Annotated in this window: 19 protein-coding genes and 1 pseudogene; 9 read left to right on the forward strand and 11 right to left on the reverse strand. The window is 70.7% G+C overall.

Annotated elements, in window-relative coordinates; all coding sequences use genetic code 11:
• Positions 1-1,896: DUF4012 domain-containing protein (locus tag AC08OV_RS04785; RefSeq protein WP_476619353.1), on the forward strand; the 1,896-nt coding region annotated here is incomplete at its 5' end.
• An 89-nt stretch (positions 1,897-1,985) separates the two neighbouring features.
• On the opposite strand, the gene AC08OV_RS04790 is transcribed toward AC08OV_RS04785, so the two are convergent.
• The 4 genes from AC08OV_RS04790 to AC08OV_RS04805 all read right to left on the reverse strand — a co-directional run bounded on the left by AC08OV_RS04790 (position 1,986) and on the right by AC08OV_RS04805 (position 6,985).
• Positions 1,986-3,362, reverse strand: a complete 1,377-nt coding sequence (locus AC08OV_RS04790) for an NAD(P)/FAD-dependent oxidoreductase (RefSeq protein ID WP_476615687.1) — start codon at positions 3,360-3,362, stop codon at positions 1,986-1,988.
• A 120-nt stretch (positions 3,363-3,482) separates the two neighbouring features.
• A complete protein-coding gene (locus AC08OV_RS04795) occupies positions 3,483-4,229 on the reverse strand; it encodes a succinate dehydrogenase/fumarate reductase iron-sulfur subunit (protein WP_476615688.1) in 747 nt (248 codons plus the stop codon).
• A 43-nt stretch (positions 4,230-4,272) separates the two neighbouring features.
• Positions 4,273-6,210: a fumarate reductase/succinate dehydrogenase flavoprotein subunit gene (locus AC08OV_RS04800; RefSeq protein WP_476619354.1), complete on the reverse strand. Its 1,938-nt coding sequence runs from the start codon at positions 6,208-6,210 to the stop codon at positions 4,273-4,275.
• A gap of 106 nt (positions 6,211-6,316) precedes the next feature.
• A complete protein-coding gene (locus AC08OV_RS04805; protein ID WP_476614002.1) occupies positions 6,317-6,985 on the reverse strand; it encodes a succinate dehydrogenase cytochrome b subunit in 669 nt (222 codons plus the stop codon).
• A 164-nt stretch (positions 6,986-7,149) separates the two neighbouring features.
• Between AC08OV_RS04805 and AC08OV_RS04810 the strand changes: the two genes are divergently transcribed.
• From AC08OV_RS04810 to AC08OV_RS04820, 3 genes are all read left to right on the forward strand, one after another.
• On the forward strand, positions 7,150-8,100 hold the full coding sequence (locus tag AC08OV_RS04810; protein WP_462186185.1) for a LysR family transcriptional regulator: 951 nt from the start codon (positions 7,150-7,152) through the stop codon (positions 8,098-8,100).
• Between the two features lie 346 nt (positions 8,101-8,446).
• Positions 8,447-8,818 (forward strand): hypothetical protein, encoded by a 372-nt coding sequence (locus AC08OV_RS04815; protein WP_476613994.1) that lies wholly within the window; start codon positions 8,447-8,449, stop codon positions 8,816-8,818.
• A gap of 124 nt (positions 8,819-8,942) precedes the next feature.
• Positions 8,943-10,040: an amidohydrolase family protein gene (locus AC08OV_RS04820; protein WP_476613995.1), complete on the forward strand. Its 1,098-nt coding sequence runs from the start codon at positions 8,943-8,945 to the stop codon at positions 10,038-10,040.
• A 31-nt stretch (positions 10,041-10,071) separates the two neighbouring features.
• On the opposite strand, the gene AC08OV_RS04825 is transcribed toward AC08OV_RS04820, so the two are convergent.
• Together AC08OV_RS04825 and AC08OV_RS04830 are read right to left on the reverse strand one after the other, a co-directional pair.
• Positions 10,072-10,506 carry a response regulator gene (locus AC08OV_RS04825; RefSeq protein WP_476613996.1) on the reverse strand — a complete coding sequence of 145 codons (435 nt, stop codon included), beginning with the start codon at positions 10,504-10,506 and terminating at the stop codon, positions 10,072-10,074.
• Between the two features lie 135 nt (positions 10,507-10,641).
• Entirely contained in the window at positions 10,642-11,727 is a 1,086-nt protein-coding gene (locus AC08OV_RS04830; RefSeq protein ID WP_476613997.1) for a PLP-dependent cysteine synthase family protein, read from the reverse strand.
• Between the two features lie 188 nt (positions 11,728-11,915).
• Between AC08OV_RS04830 and mshB the strand changes: the two genes are divergently transcribed.
• Positions 11,916-12,839: an N-acetyl-1-D-myo-inositol-2-amino-2-deoxy-alpha-D-glucopyranoside deacetylase gene (gene mshB, locus AC08OV_RS04835; protein ID WP_476613998.1), complete on the forward strand. Its 924-nt coding sequence runs from the start codon at positions 11,916-11,918 to the stop codon at positions 12,837-12,839.
• A gap of 52 nt (positions 12,840-12,891) precedes the next feature.
• On the forward strand, positions 12,892-13,116 hold the full coding sequence (locus AC08OV_RS04840) for a DUF1918 domain-containing protein (protein WP_462186202.1): 225 nt from the start codon (positions 12,892-12,894) through the stop codon (positions 13,114-13,116).
• 73 nt (positions 13,117-13,189) lie between these two features.
• On the opposite strand, the gene AC08OV_RS04845 is transcribed toward AC08OV_RS04840, so the two are convergent.
• Together AC08OV_RS04845 and AC08OV_RS04850 are read right to left on the reverse strand one after the other, a co-directional pair.
• Positions 13,190-15,139, reverse strand: coding sequence for a glycosyl hydrolase (locus AC08OV_RS04845; protein WP_476613999.1), 1,950 nt, complete (start codon positions 15,137-15,139; stop codon positions 13,190-13,192).
• A gap of 326 nt (positions 15,140-15,465) precedes the next feature.
• Positions 15,466-16,419, reverse strand: a complete 954-nt coding sequence (locus tag AC08OV_RS04850) for a CAP domain-containing protein (RefSeq protein WP_476614000.1) — start codon at positions 16,417-16,419, stop codon at positions 15,466-15,468.
• A gap of 438 nt (positions 16,420-16,857) precedes the next feature.
• Between AC08OV_RS04850 and AC08OV_RS04855 the strand changes: the two are divergent.
• Together AC08OV_RS04855 and AC08OV_RS04860 are read left to right on the forward strand one after the other, a co-directional pair.
• Positions 16,858-18,564 (forward strand): annotated as a pseudogene (locus AC08OV_RS04855) (ABC transporter permease subunit); the annotation flags it as partial.
• Between the two features lie 583 nt (positions 18,565-19,147).
• Entirely contained in the window at positions 19,148-20,662 is a 1,515-nt protein-coding gene (locus AC08OV_RS04860; RefSeq protein ID WP_476619355.1) for an ATP-binding cassette domain-containing protein, read from the forward strand.
• Between the two features lie 24 nt (positions 20,663-20,686).
• On the opposite strand, the gene AC08OV_RS04865 is transcribed toward AC08OV_RS04860, so the two are convergent.
• The 3 genes from AC08OV_RS04865 to soxR all read right to left on the reverse strand — a co-directional run bounded on the left by AC08OV_RS04865 (position 20,687) and on the right by soxR (position 23,544).
• Complete coding sequence (locus tag AC08OV_RS04865; protein WP_476615675.1) at positions 20,687-21,943, reverse strand: ABC transporter substrate-binding protein; 1,257 nt, start codon at positions 21,941-21,943, stop codon at positions 20,687-20,689.
• Between the two features lie 191 nt (positions 21,944-22,134).
• Positions 22,135-22,884, reverse strand: coding sequence for an NADPH-dependent FMN reductase (locus tag AC08OV_RS04870; protein ID WP_476615674.1), 750 nt, complete (start codon positions 22,882-22,884; stop codon positions 22,135-22,137).
• 168 nt (positions 22,885-23,052) lie between these two features.
• Positions 23,053-23,544 carry a redox-sensitive transcriptional activator SoxR gene (gene soxR, locus AC08OV_RS04875; protein ID WP_462187095.1) on the reverse strand — a complete coding sequence of 164 codons (492 nt, stop codon included), beginning with the start codon at positions 23,542-23,544 and terminating at the stop codon, positions 23,053-23,055.
• A 237-nt stretch (positions 23,545-23,781) separates the two neighbouring features.
• On the opposite strand from soxR, the gene galT reads away from it, so the two are divergent.
• The coding region (galT, locus tag AC08OV_RS04880) for a galactose-1-phosphate uridylyltransferase (RefSeq protein WP_476619356.1) at positions 23,782-24,703 on the forward strand (922 nt) is incomplete at its 3' end.

Raw genomic sequence — 24,703 nt, forward strand, 5'->3', positions numbered from 1 at the left:
GGTGAAGGTGGCGTGGGTGGAGGTGGCGAGGCCGGGGCGGGGCAGCACCGCGTCGGCTGTGGTCGCCGGCGTCATCGTGGTCGCCGGGCCCGGTACCGCCGGCTGGCCGCCGGGGTCGCGACGGCCCTCGTCGTGCTGGTGGCGATGACCGCCTGGGTGGTCGTGCGCGGACTACTGGCCAAGTCCCGTCTTGACGAGGCCAGGCAGCGGATCGCCGTCCTGCAGCGGCAGGTTCTGAGCGGAGACTTTCCCCGCGAGGCCGAGCTGCGGTCGCAGCTCGAGCAGATCCGGCGGCGGGCCACCGATGCGCGGGCCCTGACCTCGGATCCGGTGTGGTCGGCGTTTGGGCGGCTGCCCGTCGCCGGCTGCCCGCTGCGCTCGGCGGCAACACTGATCCGAGAGGTGGACGCGGTCGCCGGCACCAGCCTGCCGGCCGTGGCCGACCTGGGTCCCTCTCTCGATCCGCGGGTGCTGCGCCAGCGTATGACGATCAATGTCCGGGCGCTTGCCGCGGTCCGCCGCCCGGCCGAGCGATCCTTCAACGCCATCTCCGCGTTGCAGGCGGCAGCGGAGAACGTACCCGACTGCGGATGGGCCGGGCGGGCCAGCGGCATCGCCGACGCCCGCGCCGAGATGATCGACCGGAGCCGGCGCCTGTCCGGTGCGCTGGGCACCGTCGTTCTGGCCGCCCGGGTCGGTCCCGCCATGCTCGGCGGGGGCGGTGCCCGTCGCTACCTGCTGATCGTCCAGAACCCGGCCGAGTCCCGCGCCAACGGGGGGATCATCGGTGGGTTCGGCCTGCTGACCGCGGAGCACGGGCGGCTGTCCCTCGACGGCATCTCGGGCAACGGTGCTCTGCCGGGAGGCCCCACCCAGCAGCGACCCGCGACGAGGCTGCCGGTCCCGTTCGCGGCCCGTTACGGCGCCTTCTGGCCCGACCGTATCTGGGCGAATATCAACCTGACCCCCGACTACCCGATGGCCGGCAGGCTCTACAGCGCGTTCTACCGGGCCGGAACGGGCCTCGACGTCGACGGCACGATCAGCGTCGACCCCACGACGTTGTCGTATCTTCTCGCCGCGAGCCGGCCCGCGGTGCTCCCCGACGGCACGTCGGTGGCCGCGGAGCACCTGGTCGATCTCGTCGAGTCGCGCGTCTATGGCGAGATCATGGACGCGGCCGCCCGCGACCGCTTCTTCGCCCAGGTCGGTCAGGCCGTCTATGCGGCCGTGGAGTCGGGAGCCGGTGATACGACGAAACTCGTGACCGCGCTGGGACGGGCCGCTCGCGAGGGCCGGCTGGAAATATCCAGCAACCACGCCGAGGAGCAGCGGATTCTTTCGTCCACGGCGCTGGGTGGTGCGCTGCCGGACGTGCCCGGGCCGTTTCTCGGGGTCGTCACCCAGAACGCGACGGCGAGCAAGCTGGACTACTGGCTACGGCGGCAGACCACCTACCGCATGCAGCGGCAGCCGAACGGCGCCGGCGTGGCGACGATCACGATCCGGCTCACCAACGCCGCCCCGGACGGGCTGCCGGCCTATGTGCGCCACCGGCAGGATCTCAAGGACGCCGCTGGGAATCCCCGGGCGCAGAACAATCTCTGGCTCTCGGTGTACACGGGCCGAGGCAGCTGGCTCGTCGGTGCCCGGCTCGACGGTGTGCCCATCGGCCTTGCCAGCGGTTCCGAGTCCGGGCATCCCGTGCTCTCCACCTATCTCACCGTCGATCGCGGCCAGACCCGGACTCTGGAAATCAAGGTCCGGGAGCCGGTAGGCGGCCCGGCGCTCACCGTGCGCCCGCAGCCGTTGCCCGTCGCGGAGCGCTTGGAGGTGCAGGGGCTGCCGGTCGTCCCTCCCTGGTCATCCCAAAGGTCATCTCAAGCTCAGAACTGACTACTCTGACTACAGAGAGTTCTGACCCTTCACCCGCATCGAGTCGCCAGCATCGAGTCGCCCGCATCGGGGCCTGATCCGCTTCGCCATCAACGCAGCGGATCGAACGGCGACAGCTCGGCCGCGGGCGAACCGGTGGCGATGGCGTCGGCGAGGAGGCGGCCGGTGACCGGGCCGAGGGTGATGCCCCACATGCCGTGCCCGCCGGCGATGAAGACACGCGGCGAGGTGGTCGGGCCGATCAGCGGCAGACCGTCCGGGGTGCACGGGCGTGGTCCCACCCATTCGGCGGTGCGGGTGTCCAGGTCCACTCCGCGCAGCAGGCCGCGGGTCGCCTCGACCACCGCCCGGATGCGCCGCGGGTCGGCCGCCGCGTCCGGATGGCGGAACTCCATCATGCCGGCGACCCGCAGGCCGTCCCCCAGGGGAGTGCAGGCCACCCGGGAGGCGGGGAAGTAGATCGGACCGCTCGGTGGCTGCTCGGTCGCGACCAGGAAGCTGTATCCGCGACCGGCCTGGACGGGAAGGCGGACCCCGAACGGACGGGCCAGCCGGGGAAGCCAGGCGCCGGTGGCGATTACCGCCGCGTCGTAAGGCCCACCGGGCCCCCCTGGCCCGAGCAGCTCCACCCGGCCACCTGCCTCGCGCACCTCGTCGATGGCCATCGCCTCGTGCACGAGGCCGCCGCGTTCCCGGACGCTGTCGGCGAGGGCGGCGACGAAGCGGCCGGGATCGCAGAACCGCTGCCCATGCACGGACACGACGTACCGGACCTGCTCGGACAGCAGAGGTTCGAGGTCGCGGGCGGCCGCCGGGCCCAGCACCTCGGCATCGACGGGCTGGCCGGTCGCCCGGATCTCGGCGAGCTCCGTCAGGAGGGCGTTGAGGCCGGACCGGGCGCGATAGCCGGCCAGGAACGGGTTGGCGGCGCGGGTCGGCGCGGTCACGCCGCCCGCCGCGAGCTCGTCGAAGGCACCGAGAGCAGCACGGGTCAACGGCACCAGCGCACGCATGGCGGTTCGCCACCGCGCGGTCGTGCTGTGCCGGACGAATCCGGCGATGAAGCGGGCGAGCCCCGGATCGGCGACCGGAGGCACGTACACCGGTGAGTCCGGGCGCAGGAGCACCCGCAGCCCGTAGCGCAGGACCGCGGGCTCCGGCAGGGGCGTCGCGAGCCCCGGGGTGAGCCAGCCGGCGTTGCCCCAGGACGATCCGGCTCCGGCCCAGGTGGGCCCGGCGGTGAGGTGGTCACGGTCGAAGACCGTCACCCGCCTGCCGCGGTCCTGGAGGAACCACGCCACGCACAGCCCGACCATCCCGCCGCCGATCACCGCCACCTGGTCGGGAACGGCGTGCCCCGGACGCAGGCGTGACCCGTGCGGCGCGCTCAGCCCCGCGGCGTTCCCGGCCGGTCGGGTCGTGTCCGTCGATCCCGTCACGTCCGCCTTGATCGGGTGATTTCCCACCGCCGCCATTATCCTCCCGCGCCGCCGGATCCGCCGTACCGCGAAGAGCTCCTTTTCGGTGGAGGGTTAGGCACGGTCCACGGTCTCTGGACCGTGCCTAACCCTCCACGCTTTTCCGCTCTACCGGAGGCCGATCGAGGCCCGCAGGACCTCGCGGTTGAGCGTGGCGATGCTGTCCAGCGGGATGCCCTTCGGGCAGGCGACGGTGCACTCCCCGGTGTTGGTGCACCCGCCGAAGCCCTCGGCATCCATGGCCTCGACCAGGTTGAGCGTGCGGCTCGCCCGCTCCGGAGCGCCCTGGGGCAGGCTGTTGAGGTGCACGACCTTCGCCGAGGTGAACAGCATGGCTGAGCCGTTGGGGCAGGCCGCGACGCAGGCGCCGCAGCCGATGCAGGTGGCGTTGTCGAACGCCGTGTCCGCGACGGCCTTGGGCACCGGGGTGGAGTGCGCCTCGGGGGCGCTGCCCGTCGGGGCGCTGATGTAGCCGCCGGCCTGGATGATCCGGTCGAGGCCGGAGCGGTCCACCATCAGGTCGCGGACGACGCGGAATGCGACCGAGCGCCACGGCTCGACGTCGATGACGTCCCCGTCGGAGAACTCCCGCACATGCAGCTGGCAGGTGGTGGTCCGTTCCCGGGGGCCGTGGGCCTGGCCGTTGATGACCACTCCGCAGGCGCCGCAGATGCCCTCGCGGCAGTCGTGGTCGAAGCTGACTGGCTCCTCGCCCTGCAGGGTCAGTCGCTCGTTGAGCACGTCGAGCAGTTCGAGGAAGGACATGTCCGGGTTCGCGTCGGGCACCTCGTAGGTGACCATGCGGCCTGGCTCGTCCGGTCCGGCCTGGCGCCAGATCCGAAGGGTGAGCTTCACGGTCGGCTCCTCGTACAGTCGTGATCCATTGACCGGCACCGCCTCACGCGTAGTTACGCTGGGCGAGGTGGACGTGCTCGAACTCCAGAACCTCGCGGTGCAGCACCGGCGGGGTTTCCGTGCCGGCGAACTCCCAGGCCCCGACGTAGGCGAACCGGTCGTCGTCGCGAAGGGCCTCGCCGTCCGGGGTCTGGCTCTCGACCCGGAAGTGCCCCCCGCAGGACTCCTCGCGGTGCAGGGCGTCGACGCACATCAGCTCGCCGAGTTCGAGGAAGTCCGACACCCGGTTCGCCCGCTCCAGGCTCTGGTTGACACTACCCGCGCCGCCTGGCACCTTGACCTGTCGCCAGAACTCCTCGCGCAGCTCCGGAAGACGCCCCAGCGCCTTGCGCAGGCCGTCCTCGCTGCGCGCCATCCCGCACTCGTCCCACATGATCTCGCCGAGCTCACGGTGGAACGAGTCGACGGTGCGGTCGCCGTTCACGGTGAGCAGGCGGGTCAGCCGGCCCGTCGCCTCGGCCGCCGTCTCCGCGACCGCGGGATGGCTCGCGTCGACCGCGCCCAGCTTCGTCGAGGCGATGTAGTCACCCAGCATGGGCGGCAGCACGAAGTAGCCGTCGGCGAGACCCTGCATCAGCGCGCTCGCGCCGAGACGGTTGGCGCCGTGGTCGGAGAAGTTCGCCTCCCCGATCACGAAGAGCCCCGGAATGCTGCTCTGCAGATCGTAGCCCACCCACAGCCCGCCCATGGTGTAGTGGACGGCCGGGTAGATCCGCATCGGCACCTTGTACGGGTCCTCGGCGGTGATCCGCTCGTACATCTCGAACAGGTTGCCGTACTTCTCGCGGACCTTGTCCTCGCCCATCCGCTTGATGGCGTCGGCGAAGTCGAGGTAGACGCCGAGTCCGCCCGGGCCTACGCCGCGGCCGGCGTCGCACTGGTACTTCGCCGCCCGCGATGCGATGTCACGGGGGACCAGGTTGCCGAACCCCGGGTAGATCCGCTCGAGGTAGTAGTCGCGCTCGTTCTCCGGGATGGTGTCGGGCGAGCGGGTGTCGCCCGCCTTCTTCGGCACCCAGATGCGGCCGTCGTTGCGCAGCGACTCGCTCATCAGCGTGAGCTTGCCCTGGTAGTCGCCGGAGCGGGGGATGCAGGTCGGATGGATCTGGGTGTAGCACGGGTTGGCGAAGTACGCCCCGCGCCGGTGCGCCCGCCAGATCGCGCTGGCATTGGAGTTCTTGGCGTTCGTCGACAGGTAGAACACGTTGCCGTACCCGCCGGTGGCGAGCACGACGGCGTCGGCGAGGTAGGTGGAGACCTGGCCGGTGACCAGGTCGCGGGCGACGATGCCGCGGGCGTGCCCGTCGATGACGATCAGGTCGAGCATCTCGGTGCGCGGGTGTATCTCCACGCCGCCGGCGTCGATCTGCCGGGACAGCGCCTGGTAGGCGCCGATCAGCAGCTGCTGACCCGTCTGGCCCCGGGCGTAGAAGGTCCGCGAGACCTGCACACCGCCGAACGAGCGGGTGTCGAGCAGGCCGCCGTACTCCCGGGCGAAGGGCACACCCTGCGCCACGCACTGGTCGATGATCTGGGTGGACGTCTGCGCGAGACGGTAGACGTTGGACTCCCGGGAGCGGAAGTCGCCGCCCTTCACCGTGTCGTAGAACAGCCGGTGGACCGAGTCGCCGTCGTTGCGGTAGTTCTTCGCCGCGTTGATGCCGCCCTGGGCGGCGATGGAGTGCGCCCGGCGCGGCGAGTCCTGGTAGCAGAACTGGATGACCCGGTAGCCCTGCTCGGCGAGGGTGGCGCCGGCGGCGCCACCGGCGAGCCCCGTGCCGACGACGATCACGGTGTGGCGGCGCCGGTTGGCCGGGTTGACCAGCTTGGCGGTGAAGCGTCGCTTGTCCCAGCGTTGCTCGATCGGTACGTCCGGCGCCGCGGTGTCGGCGATGTCGGCACCGAGGTTGTAAAACGACATGTCAGCCCTTCCCATGCTTCCGGCACCGCGCCGCGCAATGTCGGCCGCGGAGCCGTCGGCTGTTCAATCCACCAGTGCAGTGACCCGTCGGCCCAGTGCCGTGCCGTCAATCCACCAGGCCGGCGAGAACCGACACCGGGACGATCACGAATCCCACCGTGAGGAGAACCGCGAGGGCATTGGCGGAGGCCTTGAAAACTCGGTCCCGTTTCGGGTTGTTGACACCGAGCGTCTGGGCCGCACTCCAGAAGCCGTGCTGGATGTGGAGCCCGAGGGAAATCATGGCGGCGATGTAGATGAGCGTGACCCACCACACGCTGAAACTCGACACGACGTTGTCGTAGGCGGCACCTTCGACCCCGTGTCGGTTGAGGGTCAGCGTCGTGAAATCGAGGATGTGGTACACGATGAACAACGCGAGGGTGATTCCCCCGTAGCGCATCACATGCGTGGCATAGCTGGCCCGGGCTCGTTGGCGGTGGACGTACTTTGTCGGCCGGGCCCGCAGGTCACGCCGGCTGAGCTGGTACGCGGACACCGCGTGCAGGCCCACGGCCAGCACCAGCACGACGCGTTGGATCCATAGGTACCACGTATCGTGCAGGATCGGCTCGCCGATCGCCCGGAGCCAGCCGGCGTACTGGTCGAAGTCGTCAGGGCCGAAGAAAATCTTCAGGTTCCCGAGCATGTGAGCGATCAGGAACAGGAGCATCAGCAGCCCGGTGACGGCCATCACGGTCTTTTTGCCGATGGTTGACCGCCACAGGTTGCGCAGGACGGACGAAGATCGCGGGGGCCGCGGGGTGGGCGCAGGGGACGCCGATCGCGCCGGGGTTGTCACAGCCACGAGCGCACCCTAGAGCGCACTCCCTCCAGTGGTCCAAGACATGATAAACCTGGACTCGATAGTGCCGTCCTATCGACGTCTACGCTGGCGGCGTGCAGCTCCACCAGCTCGCCTATTTCGTCGCCGTCGCGGAGACCCGGCACTTCACCCGGGCCGCCCAGCGGGTGCATGTCGCCCAGCCGTCCCTGTCCCAGCAGATCCGCGCCTTGGAGCAGGAGCTGGGCACACCTTTGTTTAACCGCGCGCGGGGGAACATCAGCCTGACCCCGGCGGGGGAGACGCTCCTGCCGCTCGCCCGGCGCATCCTCACCGACACCGAGACCGCCCGCCAGCGGGTCACCGAGCTGCTCGACCTGCGCCACGGCACGGTGCGCCTCGGTGCCACCCCGAGCCTGTGCACCGGCTTCCTGCCCGACGTGCTGCGACTGTTCCACCAGCGGTACCCGGGCATCCGCCTGCTGGTCGAGGAGGGGGGATCACGCGACCTTGTCCGCGATCTGGCCGCGGGCAGCCTGGACCTGGCGTTGATCATCCTTCCGCTGCAGAGCAGCGACCCGGCACTGGCGACCTCGCCGCTGATCCGCGAGAGCCTGGTCCTCGTCTCGTCGCTGGACGAGCCACCGATCGTCGCCGGGCGCCCGCTAACCGTGGCCGATCTGCGCAACCACCCGATGGTGATGTTCCGCCGCGGCTACGACCTGCGGGAGGCCACCGTGACGGCCTGCCGGGAGGCCGGATTCGAGCCGATTTTCGCGATCGAGGGCGGGGAGATGGACGCCGTGCTCGGTTTCGTCGCGGCGGGTCTGGGCAGCGCGGTGATTCCGAGCACGGTTGCCCACCGGCTCGGCATGCGGGTCACCCCGTTCGTGCTCCCGGGGCTGCAACGCACCATCGGGCTGGCGCGTCGCCGCGACGTCGAGCCGACCCGTGCCGCCGTCGAGTTGCAACGGGTCCTGTGGGAGTACCTCCGCGACGCCGAAGCCTCGGGCAACCTTCCCGACGGCACCCGACTCCTCGCCGGACCGACCTCCGCCGGCACGTGATCTGTCATCTTCAGGATCTCGTGCAACATATTCGATGAGGTGGACCTTTCGCGGCGTGGCGGCCGGGTTTTTTCGAGCGAATCGCCATCTCTTTTTCTGGTTCGGCGTGTGGTCCGCCCGTCCACCGAGCCCATTTTTTCCGCCCACCCGCACGCGATCCGGTCGGGTGGGCTTAAAGTTGTGCGAGCGGTCGTAGATCGGGCGGTTTCCGGTCTACGGGGACTGGCTGCGGGGGGACGACTGGTTGCGGGGACCACTGCCAACGCGCGGTTCGCGTGAACTGGCGCCAGTGCACAACGGGGGCAGCGTCGGAGCTGCCGTCGACCTCGAACACACGGGAGGCGATATGAACAGCGTCGACATTGCCCTGAAGGAATCGCTCGAGATAAGCGGGGCGCTTGGGGCTGCCCTCGTCGACTTCACCAGTGGAATGACCCTCGGAACGGCCGGTAACACGCATGCGATCGATCTCGAGATCGCCGCGGCCGGAAACACCGAGGTCATCCGGGCGAAGATTCGGACGATGGAGAGTCTCGGGCTTCAGGACACCATCGAGGACATCCTGATCACGCTGGGTCGCCAGTATCACCTGATCCGGTTGTTGCAGAGCCATTCCGGCCGTGGCCTGTTCCTCTATCTGGTGCTCGACAAGCCGCGCGCGAACCTCGCGCTGGCCCGTCATCGGCTGCGCGCCGTCGAGTCGCAGCTCGACGTCTGAGTGCTTCCGGGGCCCGATCAGGCGGCGCGTCCTCGCCACGGGCCTGGTGCCGGCGCGACGGTGACCGGACGACGGTGACCGGACGACGGTGACCGGATGACGGTGATAGGGATATGACGTGAATATGAGCGTGCCGACGCTGCGGATCCGTGGCGGCGTGCTGGTCGGTCCGACGGATGTCCGTGACGAGGTCTGGGTCGTCGACGGCCGGATCACCTTCTCCGCCCCCACCGGTGCGGCGGCCCGGGACGTACGGACGGTCTCCGGATGGGTGTTGCCCGGCCTCGTCGACGCTCACTGCCATGTCGGCCTCGCCGCGCACGGCGCCGTCGACAGGCCCACCACCGAGCAGCAGATCATCACCGACCGGGCGGCGGGCGCGCTGCTGCTGCGCGACGCCGGCTCCCCGGCCGACACCCGGTGGATCGACGCCCGTGACGACCTGCCCCGGCTGGTGCGGGCCGGCCGGCACATCGCCCGGCCCCGGCGATACCTCCGCAACTACGCGGCGGAGGTCGAGCCGGCCGACCTCGTCGCCGAGGTCCTCGCGCAGGCCGACCGGGGCGACGGGTGGGTGAAGCTCGTCGGCGACTGGATCGACCGCGGGCTGGGCGACCTGGCGTCGTGCTGGCCCGCGGACGTGGCGAAGGCCGCGATTGACGCGGCGCACGCCGCCGGAGCCCGAGTCACCGCCCACTGCTTCGCCGAGGACTCCCTCGCGGATCTCGTCGAGGCGGGGATCGACTGCATCGAGCACGCCACCGGTCTCACCGAGCACACGATCCCGCTGTTCGCCGAGCGGGGGGTCGCCATCGTGCCGACCCTGGTGAACATCTCGACCTTCGAGGACATCGCCGCGGGCGCCGAGGCGAAGTTCCCCGCCTATGCCCGGCACATGCGCGCCCTGCACGCCCGGCGCCATGACACCGTGCGGGCGGCCTACGATGCCGGCATCCCGATCTTCGTCGGTACCGACGCCGGGGGAAGCCTCCCGCACGGGCTGGTCGCCGCGGAGGTGGCCGAGCTCCGCCTGGCCGGGCTGCCGGCGGCGGCCGCGCTCGACGCGGCGACCTGGGGGGCCCGCTCCTGGCTCGGTTATCCGGGCCTGTCCGAGGGCGCCTGGGCCGATCTGGTGGTGTATCCGAGCGACCCGCGGGCCGACGTCGCGGTGCTCGGCGCCCCGGACCTCATCGTCCTGCGCGGACGGCCGGTCTCTCCCTGAACGTCCCTGCGTCCCCCGGGTACGCGGCCGGTCAGCGGGGAACATCGAGGACCTGCCGGACCTTGTCCAGCAGGGTGCGTTCGGAGAAGGGTTTGGTCAACAGCGATACCCCCGGGTCCAGCTTCCCCTGCGCGGTGAGGACGGGATCGGCGTAGCCCGACATGTAGAGCACCCGGATGCCGGGTTGCTGGGCCCGGATGCGGTTCGCGAGTTCCCTGCCCTGCATGCGCGGCATGATGACGTCCGTGAGCAGCAGGTGGATGTCGCCCCGGTGCTCGATCGCGATCGAGCACGCGCCGAGGGCGGTGGAAGCCGCCAGCACCTCGTAGCCGTTGCGGCTCAGGATCCGCCGGGCGACCTCGAGCAACGCGGCATCGTCCTCGGCGATTAGAATCGTCCCGCCGTGCCGGGCAGGCTCGGAGTCCGCCGGTCGTTGTCCGGCCGGGTCCTGCGACAGGTTCCGCATAAAATCACCGCAGTAGGTAATTTGCCGGTGGCATTTAGTGATGGGGGGAACCGTAGCATCGCTTTCGGTGGGTCGCCACCGCGCCGGCCGGGCCGTGTCAGCCCGGCCAGGTTGTGTCAGCCCGGCCAGGCCGTGTCAGCCCGGCCAGGTTGTGGAGGTCACGGCTTGGCGCAGGATCTCGGTGAACGGCCGCGGGTCGAGGCCGGCCGCGTCGAGCCAGGAACCGGAATAGTACGTGTCGGCGTACCGTTCGCCGCCGTCGCAGATCAGGGTGACCACGCTGCCGCGGTGACCAGAGGACACCAGTTCGCAGGCGAGCCGCACCGCGCCCCAGAGGTTCGTCCCGGTGGAGGCACCCGTCCGGCGGCCCGTCAGCGTCTCCAGGAACAACATGGCCGCGACGGACGCCGCGTCGGGCACGGTGATCATCCGGTCGACGACGTCGGGGAGGAAGCTCGGCTCCACCTGCGGGCGGCCGATGCCCTCGATGCGGGAGTGCCCGCCGGTGGCGTGCGGGTCGCCGGTGGACCAGGCGCGGTGGAACGCCGAGCCCTCGGGATCGACGATGCACAGCGCGCAGTTGTGCTGCCGGTACCGCAGATAACGCCCGATCGTGGCGCTGGTGCCCCCGGTGCCGGCGCCGACGACGATCCAGGTGGGGATGGGATGGCGCTCCAACGCCATCTGATTGAAGATCGATTCGGCGATGTTGTTGTTGCCGCGCCAGTCCGTCGCTCGTTCCGCGTAGGTGAACTGGTCCATGTAGTGACCGTTCGTGGCCTCGGCCAGCCGCCTGGCCTCCGCGTACACCGTGGTGGCGTCCGCCACCAGATGGCAGCGACCCCGCTCACGTTCGATCAGGGCGATCTTCTGAGCGCTGGTCGAGGCGGGCATGACGGCGATGAAGGGGAGCCCGAGCATGCGGGCGAAGTAGGCCTCCGAGACCGCCGTCGACCCGGAGGACGCCTCGACGATCGTCGTCCCTTCCCGGATCCAGCCGTTGCACAGCCCGTAGAGGAACAGCGACCGGGCCAGGCGGTGCTTCAACGAGCCGGTGGGATGCGTCGACTCGTCCTTCAGATAGATGTCCACGCCCCGTTCCGCCGGCCACAGGTGCAGGGGGAACAGGTGGGTGTCCGCCGATCTGTTGGTGTCGGCCTCGACTCGGCGAATGGCCTCCCGAGTCCATCGGACGTCCTGTCTGGCGGGTGCATCACTCATGCCCTTCCCGTTCCCCGGGCCATGCTTGGATGAAGATCTTTGTTCTTTCTGCCCGCCTTCGTCGATTCATCGATCTGTGAGCTGTTTATCTCTTATGGGTGATCGGCGCGATTGCGGGCTCTATATCCGCAAGTTACCAGTTCGATGGTCGAGATGCGCCGTCCGTGGGTCGCCCCTACAGTCAAGCTATGCCGGTTACTCAAGGTTCCGGTGCGCTGCCTGCCCGTCGGATCGTGTTCGTCCATGCTCATCCCGACGACGAGACGATCGCGACCGGGGCGACGATGGCCCGCTACGCCGCCGATCCCGACACCCAGGTGGTCCTTGTCACGTGCACGCTGGGCGAGATGGGCGAGGTGCTGCTCCCCGAGCTGACCAACCTGCGGGCGGACCGCGCGGACCAGCTCGGCGGATACCGGATCGGGGAGCTGGAACGGGCGTGTGCCGAGCTCGGTGTCAGCGACTACCGCTTCCTCGGGGGCGCCGGTCGTTGGCGGGACAGCGGCATGTTGGACAGCCCCGCGAACGACGACCCGCGCTGCTTCTGGCGGGCGAACATGGACGACGCGTCCGAGGCGCTCGTGCGGATCGTGCGGGAGGTCCGGCCGCAGGTGATGGTGACCTACGACGCGATCGGGGACTACGGCCATCCCGATCACATCAGGGCGCACGACGTCACCGCCCGGGCCTTCGCCGACGCGGCTGATCCGGACTTCGCTCCCGACGCGGGTCCGACCTGGCAGGTCTCGAAGTTGTACGAGACGGCGCTGCCCCACTCCGCGGTCGAGTCCGCGGTGGACCGCATCTGGCGGTCCGACCTGGCGAAGACGGTCCCCGAGGGGATCACGATGCCCTCGGACATGCTGCTGTCGGTTCCCGATACCAAGGTCACCACGACGATCGAGGCGCCGGGCTTCTTCGCCGCGAAGATCGCGGCGATGCGGGCCCACCGCAGCCAGATGACCGTGGACGGATTCTTCTTCGCCCTGGTCGACGGGAACGGCCGGTCAGCGAAGGCCACCGAGAACTTCGTGCTGGCCCGGGGGACGGTGGGCCCGGGCTCGGGTTCCGGCGTGGAAACCGACCTGTTCGACGGAGTGGCGGCGCACTGATGCCGGAACAGGCCGCGAACGGGCCGCGAACAGACCGCGGGAGGGAATCTTGATGTACACCGGAAACATCATGTACGCCAGGGTCGGGGACCGCCTCGTCGTGCGTAACTCGGCAACGGGTCGTACCGAGCGCCACGGTGTGATACTCAAGATTCGCGGCGAGAGCGGCCGGCCACCGTTCATCGTCCGGTGGGACGACGGCCGCGAATCGTGGTACATCCCGGCGGCCTACGAATCGGTCGAGCTACGTCCCTGCCGTGACCGGCGGCCCGGCTGAGGACCTCCTCGGGGGGAGGAGTGCCGCCCACTGATCGTCGTCGGCGGGCGGCACCCGGCATCACCCCCGGACCCTACTGCCTGGAGTAGAGCTGTTTATAGCGGGCGCCCGCCTGCCGGTTCAGGTAGAGACACGCGGCGCTGAGCGGTCGGTACAGGTTCGAACCGACGTTGTTCGGGTCGCAGTTGTTGAAGTAGTACTCGTAGGCCAGCCCCTTGCCGGCATGGGCCACGAACCAGTCGTACATCCACTGGACGTAATTGGCGTTGTCGCCGCCGCCGTTGTTTCCGCTGCCACTCACCACCCCCCATTCGCCGACGCCGAAGAGCTTGTTGTGCGCGCGGGCGAAGTTGAACCAGTAGTTCAGCCCACCGGGGGCGTTGGCCTGGGCGTCGAACTCGGCCTTCGTCCGGGACGGCGGCCAGTGGTCGTACGCGTCGAGGCCGACCCCGTCCACCCAGGCGTCACCCGGGTACATGTCGATCGGGTTGTGGCTCGGCGGGTTCTGCGAGTAGTGAGCGTTGAGGCACCAGCACAGGGTGGGATCCGGCTCCGCGGTCGAGTTGATGGCGTCCGCGACGTGGCGCCAGCAGTTGACGTAGGCCGTGGGGTTGGTGGCGGACCACTCGTACCAGTCGCCGTTGCCCTCCCAGGCGAGCCGCAGGTAGGAGTTCTGCCGGCCGTAGGCGTTCAGGACGCGGCCGAAGGTTTTCCAGTACTCGTCGTAGGCCCCGGTGGCGCACGTCTCGTTGCTGGCGCCGATGTTCTCCGGGAAGGGTGGAATGGAGATGATCAACCGGCCGGGCCAGGTGGCGAAGGTCCGCAGCAGGTCCACCGGCTGGCTGACGTTCCCCCAGTTGTTCCGGGTGGTGTAAAGCAGGGTGAAGTCGCAGGGCGCGCCGCGCCAGGTGCAGAACGACTCCAGGTTCTGCTGGTTCATCACCGGGTCGGGATAGGTGCCGGTCAGCCACCCTTTGCCCGAGCGGGGCCCGGCGTAGGACGGCGGGGCCGGCGGCGGGTTCGCTCCGGTGGTGATCTCCGCCCGGTCGAAACCGACGTTGTTGCCCCTCGAGGAGGTGTTGCGCTGCCCGGTGTTCGTCAGCGTCAGGGTGTGCGTGCCGGCGGCGAGCTTGTCCGAGCTGTAGAGCAGGGTGACGGTCGCGTTCGGCGAGTAGGTGTCGACGCTGGTGGGCAGGCCGCCGTCCAGGCGGACCGTGCTGAATCCCCCGATCGGGCCCTTGGCGCCGTAGAGGTTGACCTGCGTTCCGCTGAAGCGGATCGTGGCAACTCTACCGGCGGTCGCCGAGTAGTAGAAGCTGTTGTTCGGAGAGGTAATGCAGCCGCTGCACTTCGCCCACCCCGCCGAGTAGGAGACCTGGTTGGTGGCGGTGCCGATCGTCGTGTCCTCGATGGTCAGCGCCGTTTGCACCGGCGGTGTCGGCGGGGGCGGCGCCGGTTCGTCGACCGACTCGGCGCGGTCGAAGGCGATGTCGTAGCCCCGGGACGCGGGGTTGCGCTCGTGCAGGTTGGTGATCCGCACTGTGTGGGTGCCCGCGATGAGTTTGTCCGAGGTGAAGATCGAGCTCGCGACCGCGGTCGTGGCGAAGGTGTCGACGAGCGCCGGGGTGCTGCCGTCGATGCTGATCGCGGCCTGGCCGCTCCACGGTCCCTTGACCCCGAAGATACTCACCCGCGTGCCGATGAACTGGAACGTGGCGACGCTGCCGTAGGTCGACGAGTACCGGAAGCCGTCGTCGATGGGCCCGGCTATGCACCCGGTGCACCGGGTCCACGTCCCGGTGTAGGAGACCTGGTTGATCCCGGTGCCGATGGTGCCGTCCTCGATGATCGTCGGGGTCTGCGCGCGGGCAGGTCCGGTCAACGCCCCGGTCACCAGGGCCACGGTGAGGGTGAGCAGCAGACCGCCGAGCCGGTGGCGACGTGCTCGAGTCCGCGCATGACGGCCGTTCGAATATCTCCTGGGTTGGGACGCCGTCCCGTCCCGTTGATCCTCTGTACGCATTCTCCAGTCCTGTCCTGGGTTGTGGAACGCATGTCGAGCTTGTCGATGAAAGCTGACTCAACCAGGAAGGACGCTAGATCAGTGGTTCGCGGGCATGGCCGAACGCCGTTGTCCGGAGATTCGACGCGGACTTCTCCAGGCGTGGGCGAAGACTTGTGACGTTGTCTTTCCCATCGGTTCCGGCGGAACGTGCGCAGCCGAGTTGCGCAGGTTTTTCGCCTGCGGCGGCGATGTCACCGGTTCTGGCGGTTCTTTGGGACCGGCGCAGGAAAATCGTGATCCGTTCGACCCGGCAGGCAGAGTGCCAGTGGTCAGAGCGCCGACGGTCAGAGCAGGGTACCGAAGACCTGCGTCCAGTAGAAACCATATTCGCCGCCGGTGGCCTGCCCGACGCCGATTTGGCGCAGCTGTGGGATGAGGATGTTCGCCCGGTGGCCGGGGCTGTTCATCCATCCCGTCACCACCTCGTCCGCGCTGTTCTGGCCGGCAGCGATGTTCTCGGCGACCTGGGCGTAGCGGTAGCCCAGGGCGCTCACCCGGTCGGACACCGTGCGTCCCTCCGGGCTGGTGTGCGCGAAGAAGCCACGGGTCGCCATGTCCACGCTGTGCGCCTCCGCGGCGGCGGCCAGGCGGTCGTCGACGGTCAGCGGCGCGAGACCCTCCCGGGCGCGCTCGGCATTGGTGAGCGTGACGACCCGCGCGAGCACGAGGGTCAGACCGCCCTCCCCGGTACCCCGACCCGTGGAGTCGGGATACCGGCTCGGGGCACGGCGTTGGCCCTGGTCGTGTTGGCCGTTGCCGCCGTCGTCGACGGCGACTCCGAAGTCCCGGGCGAGACCGGCGAGGCCGTCCGCGTACCCCTGCCCCACCGCCCGGATCTTCCACGCGGTGCCGCGCCGGTAGATCTCCACCAGCGTGACCACGGTCTCGCGGGACAACGGCGGCGGCGCGAAGCGGGCGATGAGGGCATCATGATCATTATGGATGGTGACGGCGAGAGCTGGCAGCCGTCCGAAGGGCGTCGTACCGTTCTCGGGGCTGGCGGCGATCACGACACGTTCGGCGCCCGGGCGCAGCCGGCCCGGATCGACGGTCACCGCGCTGCCCGAGAGCGCCACGCCCGGCGCTCTGGGCTGGTTGTAGAACACGAAGTCGCTGTCCGCGGCGACCTTGCCGTTCGCGCCGGTGACGAGCGCACAGACGTCGAAGGGGCCGGCGAGCCGGACCGAGACAGGGCCGGGAGGCAACGGCCCGTTCGCGCCAGGTACCAGGTCCCTCATCCGTTTCCACCCCTGTAGCCGTGTTCGTCCGCCATCGAGCGTTCGTCCGCCATCGAGCGTTCGTCCGCCATCGAGCGTTCGTCCGATGGTGCCATCCCGGGCGTTCCGCGGTGTGTCCGCGTTCCGTCACCCCTGGCCAATCCGTGGGGTTAGGTGGCTTTTGCGAGGTTCGGTAGCTCTCATGGGATTCGGTGGCTGTTGTGGGGTTCGGTGGCTGTTGTGGCTGGTTTGATTGCCTTGTCGGTCTGTCCGGTCGTACCGTCACCTCGGTTGCCATGATTACGTGATCAATGGCCTGGCTGCGGATTTTCCGGTGGGCTCACGCCGCTCATCGCGATCGAGGAGAGCCGGCGACCATTGGTGGGGGGCCACTGAGGGGATGATCGAGGCGCCGTTCCGCGGTGCCCGGAGCAGGGTGGGCCGCCGTTGAACGACGTCATGGGCTACGCCCTGCTCAGCCTGGGCACGGGCGCGCTCTACGCCCTCGTGGCCTCGGGTGTGGTGGTCATCGCCCGTGGGGCCGGTGTGCTCAACCTGGCCCAGGGCGCGCTGCTGGCCTGGGCGGCCTATGCCTTCCATGGGCTGCATGCGGGGTGGGGGCTGCCGCTCGGCCTCGCGGCGCCGCTGGCCATGCTGTCGACGACCGCCATCGGGGTCGTGTTCCACCTGCTGGTGATGCGGCGGCTGCGCGAGGCGACCTCGCTGCTGCGGCTGATGGCGACGCTTGGTCTGCTGATCATCTTGCAGTCGTCGCTGACGCTGATGTTCGCCGGTGCCGTGCGCACCTCCCCGACGGTGCTGCCGACCGGCAGGATCACGCTGTTCGACGAGCCCGTCGGCGTGTCCGTGTTCGTCCGGCTGGCCGTGGTCGCCGTGCTGGTCGCGGGGCTCTGGGCGGTGTTCCGGTTCACCACGGTGGGCCTCGCCGCGACGGTGGCGGCGGAGAACCTCCGGGCCGCCGCGACCTTCGGTTGGTCGGCGGACACCGTCGCCGCCGCGGCCTGGGGCGCCGGCAGCGCGCTGGCCGGTCTCGGCGGGGTCCTGCTCGCGCCGCTGCAGAACCCGTTGTCCTCGGCGAACCTGCTCCTGCTCATCGTCCCGGCGCTGGCGGTCGCGCTGGTCGCGCGGTTCCGCTCCTTCCCGATGGTGCTGGCGGGCGGGCTCGCCCTCGGGGTCGTCGAGGTGGAGACCCAGTTCCAGCTGGTCGCCGAGCACCCCTGGTGGCGCGGGGCCGACCGGGCCGTGCCGCTGGCGGTCATCGTCTTCTACCTCGCGATCCGCGGGCGGGGAATACCCGAACGCGGCCACCTCGCCGAACGTCATCCTGCCCTCGGCAGCGGCCGGGTGCATCCGCGCGCCCTCGCGGTCACCGTGGCGGCCACCCTGGCGGCGATCTGGTGGCTGCTGCCGGTCGACTGGGTCGACGCGATCGACGCGAACGCCCTGTGGGCGCTGGTCATCCTGTCCGTCGTCGTGCTCGTCGGGTTCACTGGGCAGTTGTCCCTGGCGCAGCTCGCCTTCTCCGGCATCGCGGCGTTGATCGCCGGACGGCTCGTCGCGACCCGCGGCTGGCCGTTGGAAGCGGCCATGCTCGTCGGGGTCGCCGGCACGGCCGCGGTCGGACTGTTGTTCGCCCTGCCGGCGCTGCGGACCCGGGGCCTGCAGTTCGCGGTGGTGACCCTGGGCCTGGGCACCGCCGTCGACGCTCTGCTGTTCCAGCGCGGCTACCACTCCCCGGCGCCGAGGAGCGCGGACTCCATCGGTTCGCTGTTCGGCGATCTGGCCTCCCCGGAGGGCACGGTCGTCGGCCGTCAGACGTTCCTCGGCATCGAGCTGGACAAGGTTGCCAACCCCCGCGGGTTCGCGACCGTCTCCGTCCTCGCCTTCGTCCTCGTCGCGCTGGCCGTCGCCAACCTGCGGCGCGGGCGCGCGGGCCGGCGGCTGATCGCGGTACGGACCAACGAGCGGGCCGCCGCCGCGCTCGGCATCAGCGTGGTCGGCGCGAAGCTCTACGCCTTCGCGCTGTCGGCGGCCATCGCCGGATTCGGCGGGGTGCTTTACGCGTTCTACGTCTACGGGGAGCGCGGGAACATCGACTACGGCGGTGGCGCCTTCGCGCCGTTCTCGTCGATCATGCTCATCGCCTACGCGGTGGTCGGCGGGGTCGGCTGGGTCAGCGGGGCGTTCGCCGGGGCGACGATGGCCGCCGGGGCGCTCGCGACCCGGCTCGGCGGCTGGGTCGGCGACCTGCTCGCCCGGCTCGGCGTGTTGCTGCGGGTCGTCGTGGCGGCCCTCGCCGGGCTGCTCGGCCTCGCCGCCGGTGCCTCGCTCGTCAGCGTGCCGCGCCCGCGCCGCCGGCTCGGCGCCGCTGCCCGGTACGCTCCCTGGGCCGTCGCGGCCGGCGCCGCCCTGGTCGCCGCGGTCTTCGGCGGATGGGTGCGGGACTGGCTGGCCGAGCTCGACCGCTACGTGCCGCTGATCGGCGGGATCGTCCTCGTCGTCGTGCTGTCCCGGTCGGGTGGGGGCATGGCGCCGGAGAACGCCCGCGCCGCCCGGCTGCTCCACGACCGCCACGTCCCCGCCGCGGCCGCCCGTCGCCGCCGCTCCGATGCCGCCCGCCTGGCCCGCCTGCTCGGCGCCACGCCCGCCGCGCCCGCCCCCCGCGCCTGTCGCGCCCGCCGTCCTGTCGGTCCGGGGTCTGACGGTCCGGTTCGGCGCGGTCACCGCGGTGCGCTCGGTCGACCTGCGGGTGGAACCCGGTCAGATCGTCGGGATGATCGGCCCGAACGGCGCGGGCAAGACGACGGTCATCGACGCGATCACCGGTTACACCCCGTTCTCGGTCACGTCGATGACGTTGGGCGGCGTCCGGCTGGACCGTCTGCCGGCGCACCGGCGGGCCCGCGCCGGCATCAGCCGGTCGTTCCAGAACCTGGAGCTGTTCGACGATCTGACGGTCATCGAGAACATCCAGGCGGCCAGCGACCGCCGGGACACCCGCGCCTATCTCACCGACCTGCTGTTCCCCCGGGGACGTCCGCTCGAGCCGGCCGCGGTCGCTGCGATCGACGCCTTCGGGCTGCGCGACGATCTCCTGCGCACCGTGGCGGAGCTTCCCTACGGTCGCCGTCGGCTGCTGGCCATCGCCCGGGCTGTCGCGGCGCGCCCCGCCGTGCTGCTGCTCGACGAGCCGTGCGCCGGGCTGGACGAATCGGAGAGCGCGGAGGTCGCGGGCCTGCTGCGTCGGCTCGCCGACGACTGGGGGCTGGGCATCCTGCTCAACGAACACGACATGGACGTGGTCATGGGGGTCTGCGACCGGGTGGTCGTGCTGGACGCCGGGGAGCGCATCGCCGAGGGGACGCCGGAGCGGGTGCGCGAGGACCCCCGGGTGCGGGTCGCCTGCCTGGGGGAGGCGGCGGTCCCGGCTCGGTTGACGGATCCGGCTCGGTTGACGGATCCGGCCCGGTTCGCGGCCGGCCCCGCGGTGCTGGCGGCGCGGGGCCTGTCCGCCGGCTACGGCAACGGCCCGGTGGTCCGCGACCTCAACCTGGAGGTGTACGCCGGCGAGGTCGTGACCCTGCTCGGCCCGAACGGTGCCGGCAAGACGACGACACTGCTGGCGCTGGCCGGCGCGATCCCGTCAGCGGGAGGCGAGGTCCTGCTCGCCGGGGCCGTGACGACCGCCGCGCTGCACGAACGGTGCCGGCGTGGCCTGAGCCTGGTTCCCGAGGAACGCTCGGTCATCATGGACCTCACCGTCCGGGAGAATCTCCGGGTCGGTCGATGCGACCCGGACCTCGCCCTCGCGGTCTTCCCCGAGCTCGCCGAGCACCTCGACCGGCGGGCGGGGCTGCTCTCCGGGGGGCAGCAGCAGATGGTGACCCTCGCGCGCGCCCTGGCGCGCCGGCCCACGGTTCTGCTCGCCGACGAGCTCTCGCTGGGCCTCGCGCCGCGCGTCGTGGACCGTCTGCTGGCGGCGGTGCGCGCCGCCGCGGACGACGGGCTCGCCGTGATCCTCGTCGAGCAGCACGTCCGCAGCGCCCTGTCGATCGCCAATCGGGTGCACGTCCTGCGGCACGGGGCCCTCGCCTGGTCGGGCACCGCCGCCCAGGCCCGTGCCGACCGGGAGATCCTGCTCGGCGCCTATCTGTCACCCGGGCGGCCGGCGGACTCCGGCGATGGTGCCCCGTCCGGTGGTGCCCCAGCCGGCGATGGCGCCCTCAGCGGCCCGCGTGCCTGACCCGGGTCAGCGTGTGCCTCAGAGTCAGGAGGCGGCCCGGCGCAGGATGTCCAGGCCGGAGTAGGTCTCCGGGCCGAGCGGCACGAAGCTCTTCGACGCGCTGTCCCAGCGGGCTCCCCGCAGCGTGGTGTTGAAGATCCGTTCCGCCCCGGGGATCGGCGTCGTCGCCGTGAGGTTCAGCCGCGGGACGATGCCGCCCAGGTCCAGGTCGGTGGTCCGGTTGAGCTGGTCGAGCAGGGTGCGGGCGGTGAGCTCGCCGGACACCTTGTTGCCCACCTTCTCGGCGATCTGCACGGACAGCCACGCGCCGGTGGTGGTCGTCGTGGTGCGCAGCGCGGGGGCCGCGTCCGCGTCCCCGCCGGCCTGCTCGGCGTCCAGTTCGGAGATCATCCGGGCGACCTCGGGGAACTGGCCGGCTTGGCTCAGCTCGGGGAACGCGGTCGCGACCACGAGGTTGTCCGCGGCCGGACCGAGCGTCGACAGGTACTTCGGCGAGAGGGTTCCGGCCGCGTGGCAGGTCCGGACCCGCTGGCCGGCCTGGGAGATCACCGCATAGGCGGCCTGGTCGAACACGACGAGCACGGCTCCGTCGGCACCGGACCGGGTGAGCTGGGAGATCGCCGGGGTGAAGTCGCTCGTCGTGATCGGAATACGGATCTTCGGATTGATCGGACGGTTTACCGCCTTCGCGCCGCCCTCGGCCATGATGATGAGCCGGTCGCTGGCGCTGAGGTCGTAGCCGACCAGCCCGAGGCGGGTGGCCCCCGCCTTGGCGAGCAACGACGGGCAGACCGCGGGGTAGAGGGTCAGCGGGCTGATGACGTAGCTGATCGGGGAGCTGAGCTCGGATCCGTCGGCCGAGATCCCGGCCGAACCGATGGACGGGACCCCCGCGTTCTCCAGGATGGGCATGATCCCGCCCGAGCCGCTGACCTCGCTGACGACCGCGAGCACGTGCTGATCCACCGCCTGCTGGGCGCACTTCCTGGCCATGGCGGCGTCGTTCTTCTCGTTGCAGTGCACGAGCTCGACCCGGTGGCCGGCGATCCCGCCCCGGGCGTTGACCCCGCGCACGGCGGCCCGGGCGGCGGCCACCATCTCCGGGTAGTTCGTCCCGGACGTGCCCACCGGGGCGATGATCATCAGCTTGACCGTCGATCCGGCCGAGGAGGTGCCGGTGGCTTCGCCGTCCGAGTCGCCACCGCACGCGGCGAGCGTTCCCGCCAGCACGGCGCCCAGAACCGCCGCGGCGAGCCGCCGGAGCCCGTACCGTCGTCCCACCGTGCCGCCTCCTCGTCGTGCGTGCCTCGTCATGCGTCCCGTGTTCCGGTCCCCTGCCGGGCCCCGCTGTCCCCTGCCGGGCCCCGCCACGGTAGACCTGCCTGCTCAGGACGGATACGCCCGGGTTAGCCGGGACCCGCACGGGCCGCGGCGCGGGGTCGCGTCCCGGCGTCAGATCACCTCAGATCACCTCAGAGCACCTGGGACCAGGCGTAGGTGAACCCCATGATCTGGTTGGCGAGGGTCTCCAGGCGGGCCGCGACGGTTGGGTCGAGTACTCGCCCGTGCGGGTCGAAGAGCGGCACCGCGGTGTTCAGGGTGACTCCCAGCGGGGTCGGCCAGCCGCGCAGGGCGTGCACCGTTGAGCGCAGGGCCGTCAGCGTCGTCCCGGCCGCCTGCGTGCCCCGGGCTCCGACGATCAGTGCGACCGCCCGGCCGTCCAGGTAGGGCCGGGGCGCGCCGCGCAGGTCCTCCAGATAGTCCAGGGCGTTCTTGACCTGGCCCGACATCCCGCCGTGGTAACCGGGAGTCGCGATCACGAGGCCGTCGGCCCGTTCGACGGCGGCGAGAAGGCGCAGCGCCGCGGCGGGACGTTCCTGGCGTTCCGGCGCGTACATCGGCAGGTCCAGGTCCGCCGCACCGAGCAGTATCGTCTCCGCGCCGGCCTGCCCCATCATCGCCAGCACCGTCGCCAGGGCCTGGTGGGTGGTGGAGTTCGCCCGGCTGCTGCCACCGATGCCGACGATTAACGGGCGGCGGCGACGGGCCCGCACCGGACCGGGACCGTCCGGCGGCATGCCGGGCGAACGGTGCGCCGAGACCCGGCTGGGCAGCCCGGAGACGGGATCCGTACCGACCGTCTGGCTGCCCGTCTGGCTGCGCCCGCTCCTCGGTTCGCCGTTGCTGGCACCCGGTTGGAACATGCCGAATGTGTCTCCCACTACCCCTCCTCGTCCCGGATCCGGCGTCCCGGATCCGGCGTCCCGGATCCGGCGTCTCGGTCCGGCGTCTCGGTCCGGCGTCCCGGATCTGGCTCATGTCGGTCCGGCGATGGACCGCCACCCGCGTGCCGTCGCGTCTGTCCTATCGCGGATGTCCTAGCCGATGTCCTATCGGACGGGCTGACCACACCGATCGAGGGGGTTGCGGGTCCGGCGCAGCGCGGCCGGCAGCGCGCGGGCGCCCGGCCCCAGCTCGGCGATCCGGTCGTGCGGATTCGAGATGCGGCAGCGAAGCAGCGACAGGCAGCCGCAGCCGATGCACGAGTCGAGTCCGTCACGCAGCGCGACCAGAGCCGCGATCTCGTCGTCCAGCCGGCCGCGCCACCGCCGCGAGACCGCGGACCAGTCCGCCTTGGTCGGCGTGCGCGACTCGGGCAGCGACGACAGGGTCTCCCGCACCTCGTCGAGACTGAGCCCGACCGCGGTGGCGGCGCGGATGAACGCCAGCCGCCGCAGGACATGGCGCTCGTACCGGCGCTGCCCACCCGAGGTCCGGGTGGCGGTGAGCAGGCCCCGCTGTTCGTAGAAGCGCAGCGCCGACGCGGCGAAGCCACTTCGTTGCGAGAGCTCACCCACGGTCATCAGATCGGTAGGAAGCATGCCCGCAGACTATGGTGTTGAAGTTGAACTCAACATGAGGTTCCCGGAACCCGGCGGCGCCGCGACGGGCTGGCCGTCACGCCCCGTCACTCTTCGCCACGCCTCGTTACGTCTCGCCGCCCCTCGTTGCCCCGCGTCGCCCCTCGTCACGCCCTGGCTCCGTGGTAACGGGGATCACCCCCGGCCGTCCCGGCAGCGCGTTTGCCGCGGTCGCCGCCCATGGCAGGCTTCGTCGCGATGGACGACATCACGCATCGGCGGTTCAACCCGCTCACCGGCCGTTGGGTTCTGGTCTCGCCGGGGCGGACGCGGCGACCGTGGCACGGCGGTCAGGAACCACCGCCGGTGCCGGCCGCAGTCGCCCATGATCCTCTATGCGACCTCTGCCCGGGCAACCTCCGGGCCGGCGGTGAACGCAACCCCTCCTACTCCGGTACCTACGTGTTCACCAACGACTTCCCGGCGCTGCGTCCCGACCCGGTCCGGCCCGCCGGCCCGCCCGTCGCCCCGCCCGCCGGCCCGCCCGTCGACCCGGCTCCGGTGTGGCCGGCGAGTCCCGGATCGGGCCTGCTGCGCAGCGAACCGGCCCGGGGGACGTGCCGGGTCGTGTGCTTCGGCCCTCGTCATGATCGCGGGCTCGTCGACATGACTCCGGCCGAGGTCCGGGCGGTCGTGGACACCTGGGCGGCGCAGGAGGAGGAACTCTCCCGCACCTGGCGCTGGGTGCAGGTCTTCGAGAACCGCGGCACCGCGATGGGCGCGTCGAACCCGCACCCCCACGGTCAGATCTGGGCCTGCGACGTGTTGCCCGACGAGCCGGCCGCCGAGGACGCGCGGCAGCGGGAGCACTTCGCCCGGTCTGGCAGCTCTCTGCTGATGGACTACGCCGAGATCGAGACGGCGGCGGGGGAGCGGGTGATCCTGGCGGAGGAGCACTGGCTCGTCGTCGTGCCGTTCTGGGCGCTGTGGCCGTTCGAGACCCTGCTCCTGCCCCGGCATCCGGTCGACCGCCTCGCCGCGCTCTCCGATGACCAGCGGGACGGGTTGTCCCGCCTGCTCGGCCGCCTCCTCACCGGCTACGACGCCCTGTTCGACCATCCCTTCCCGTTCTCGATGGGCTGGCACGGGGCGCCCGGGCCGCATCCCGCGCCCGGACCCC

This window comes from Frankia sp. CeTa3Moorea, assembly GCF_978021225.1.

Bases quoted from the DNA above. Each gene is read 5' to 3' on its own strand.
- AC08OV_RS04800 (WP_476619354.1), bottom strand. From the start codon at position 6,210: ATGTCGTTTTACAACCTCGGTGCCGACATCGCCGACACCGCGGCGCCG.
- AC08OV_RS04815 (WP_476613994.1), top strand. From the start codon at position 8,447: ATGAACAGCGTCGACATTGCCCTGAAGGAATCGCTCGAGATAAGCGGG.
- AC08OV_RS04820 (WP_476613995.1), top strand. From the start codon at position 8,943: ATGAGCGTGCCGACGCTGCGGATCCGTGGCGGCGTGCTGGTCGGTCCG.
- AC08OV_RS04825 (WP_476613996.1), bottom strand. From the start codon at position 10,506: ATGCGGAACCTGTCGCAGGACCCGGCCGGACAACGACCGGCGGACTCC.
- AC08OV_RS04830 (WP_476613997.1), bottom strand. From the start codon at position 11,727: ATGAGTGATGCACCCGCCAGACAGGACGTCCGATGGACTCGGGAGGCC.
- mshB (WP_476613998.1), top strand. From the start codon at position 11,916: ATGCCGGTTACTCAAGGTTCCGGTGCGCTGCCTGCCCGTCGGATCGTG.
- AC08OV_RS04840 (WP_462186202.1), top strand. From the start codon at position 12,892: ATGTACACCGGAAACATCATGTACGCCAGGGTCGGGGACCGCCTCGTC.
- AC08OV_RS04845 (WP_476613999.1), bottom strand. From the start codon at position 15,139: ATGCGTACAGAGGATCAACGGGACGGGACGGCGTCCCAACCCAGGAGA.
- AC08OV_RS04850 (WP_476614000.1), bottom strand. From the start codon at position 16,419: ATGAGGGACCTGGTACCTGGCGCGAACGGGCCGTTGCCTCCCGGCCCT.
- soxR (WP_462187095.1), bottom strand. From the start codon at position 23,544: ATGCTTCCTACCGATCTGATGACCGTGGGTGAGCTCTCGCAACGAAGT.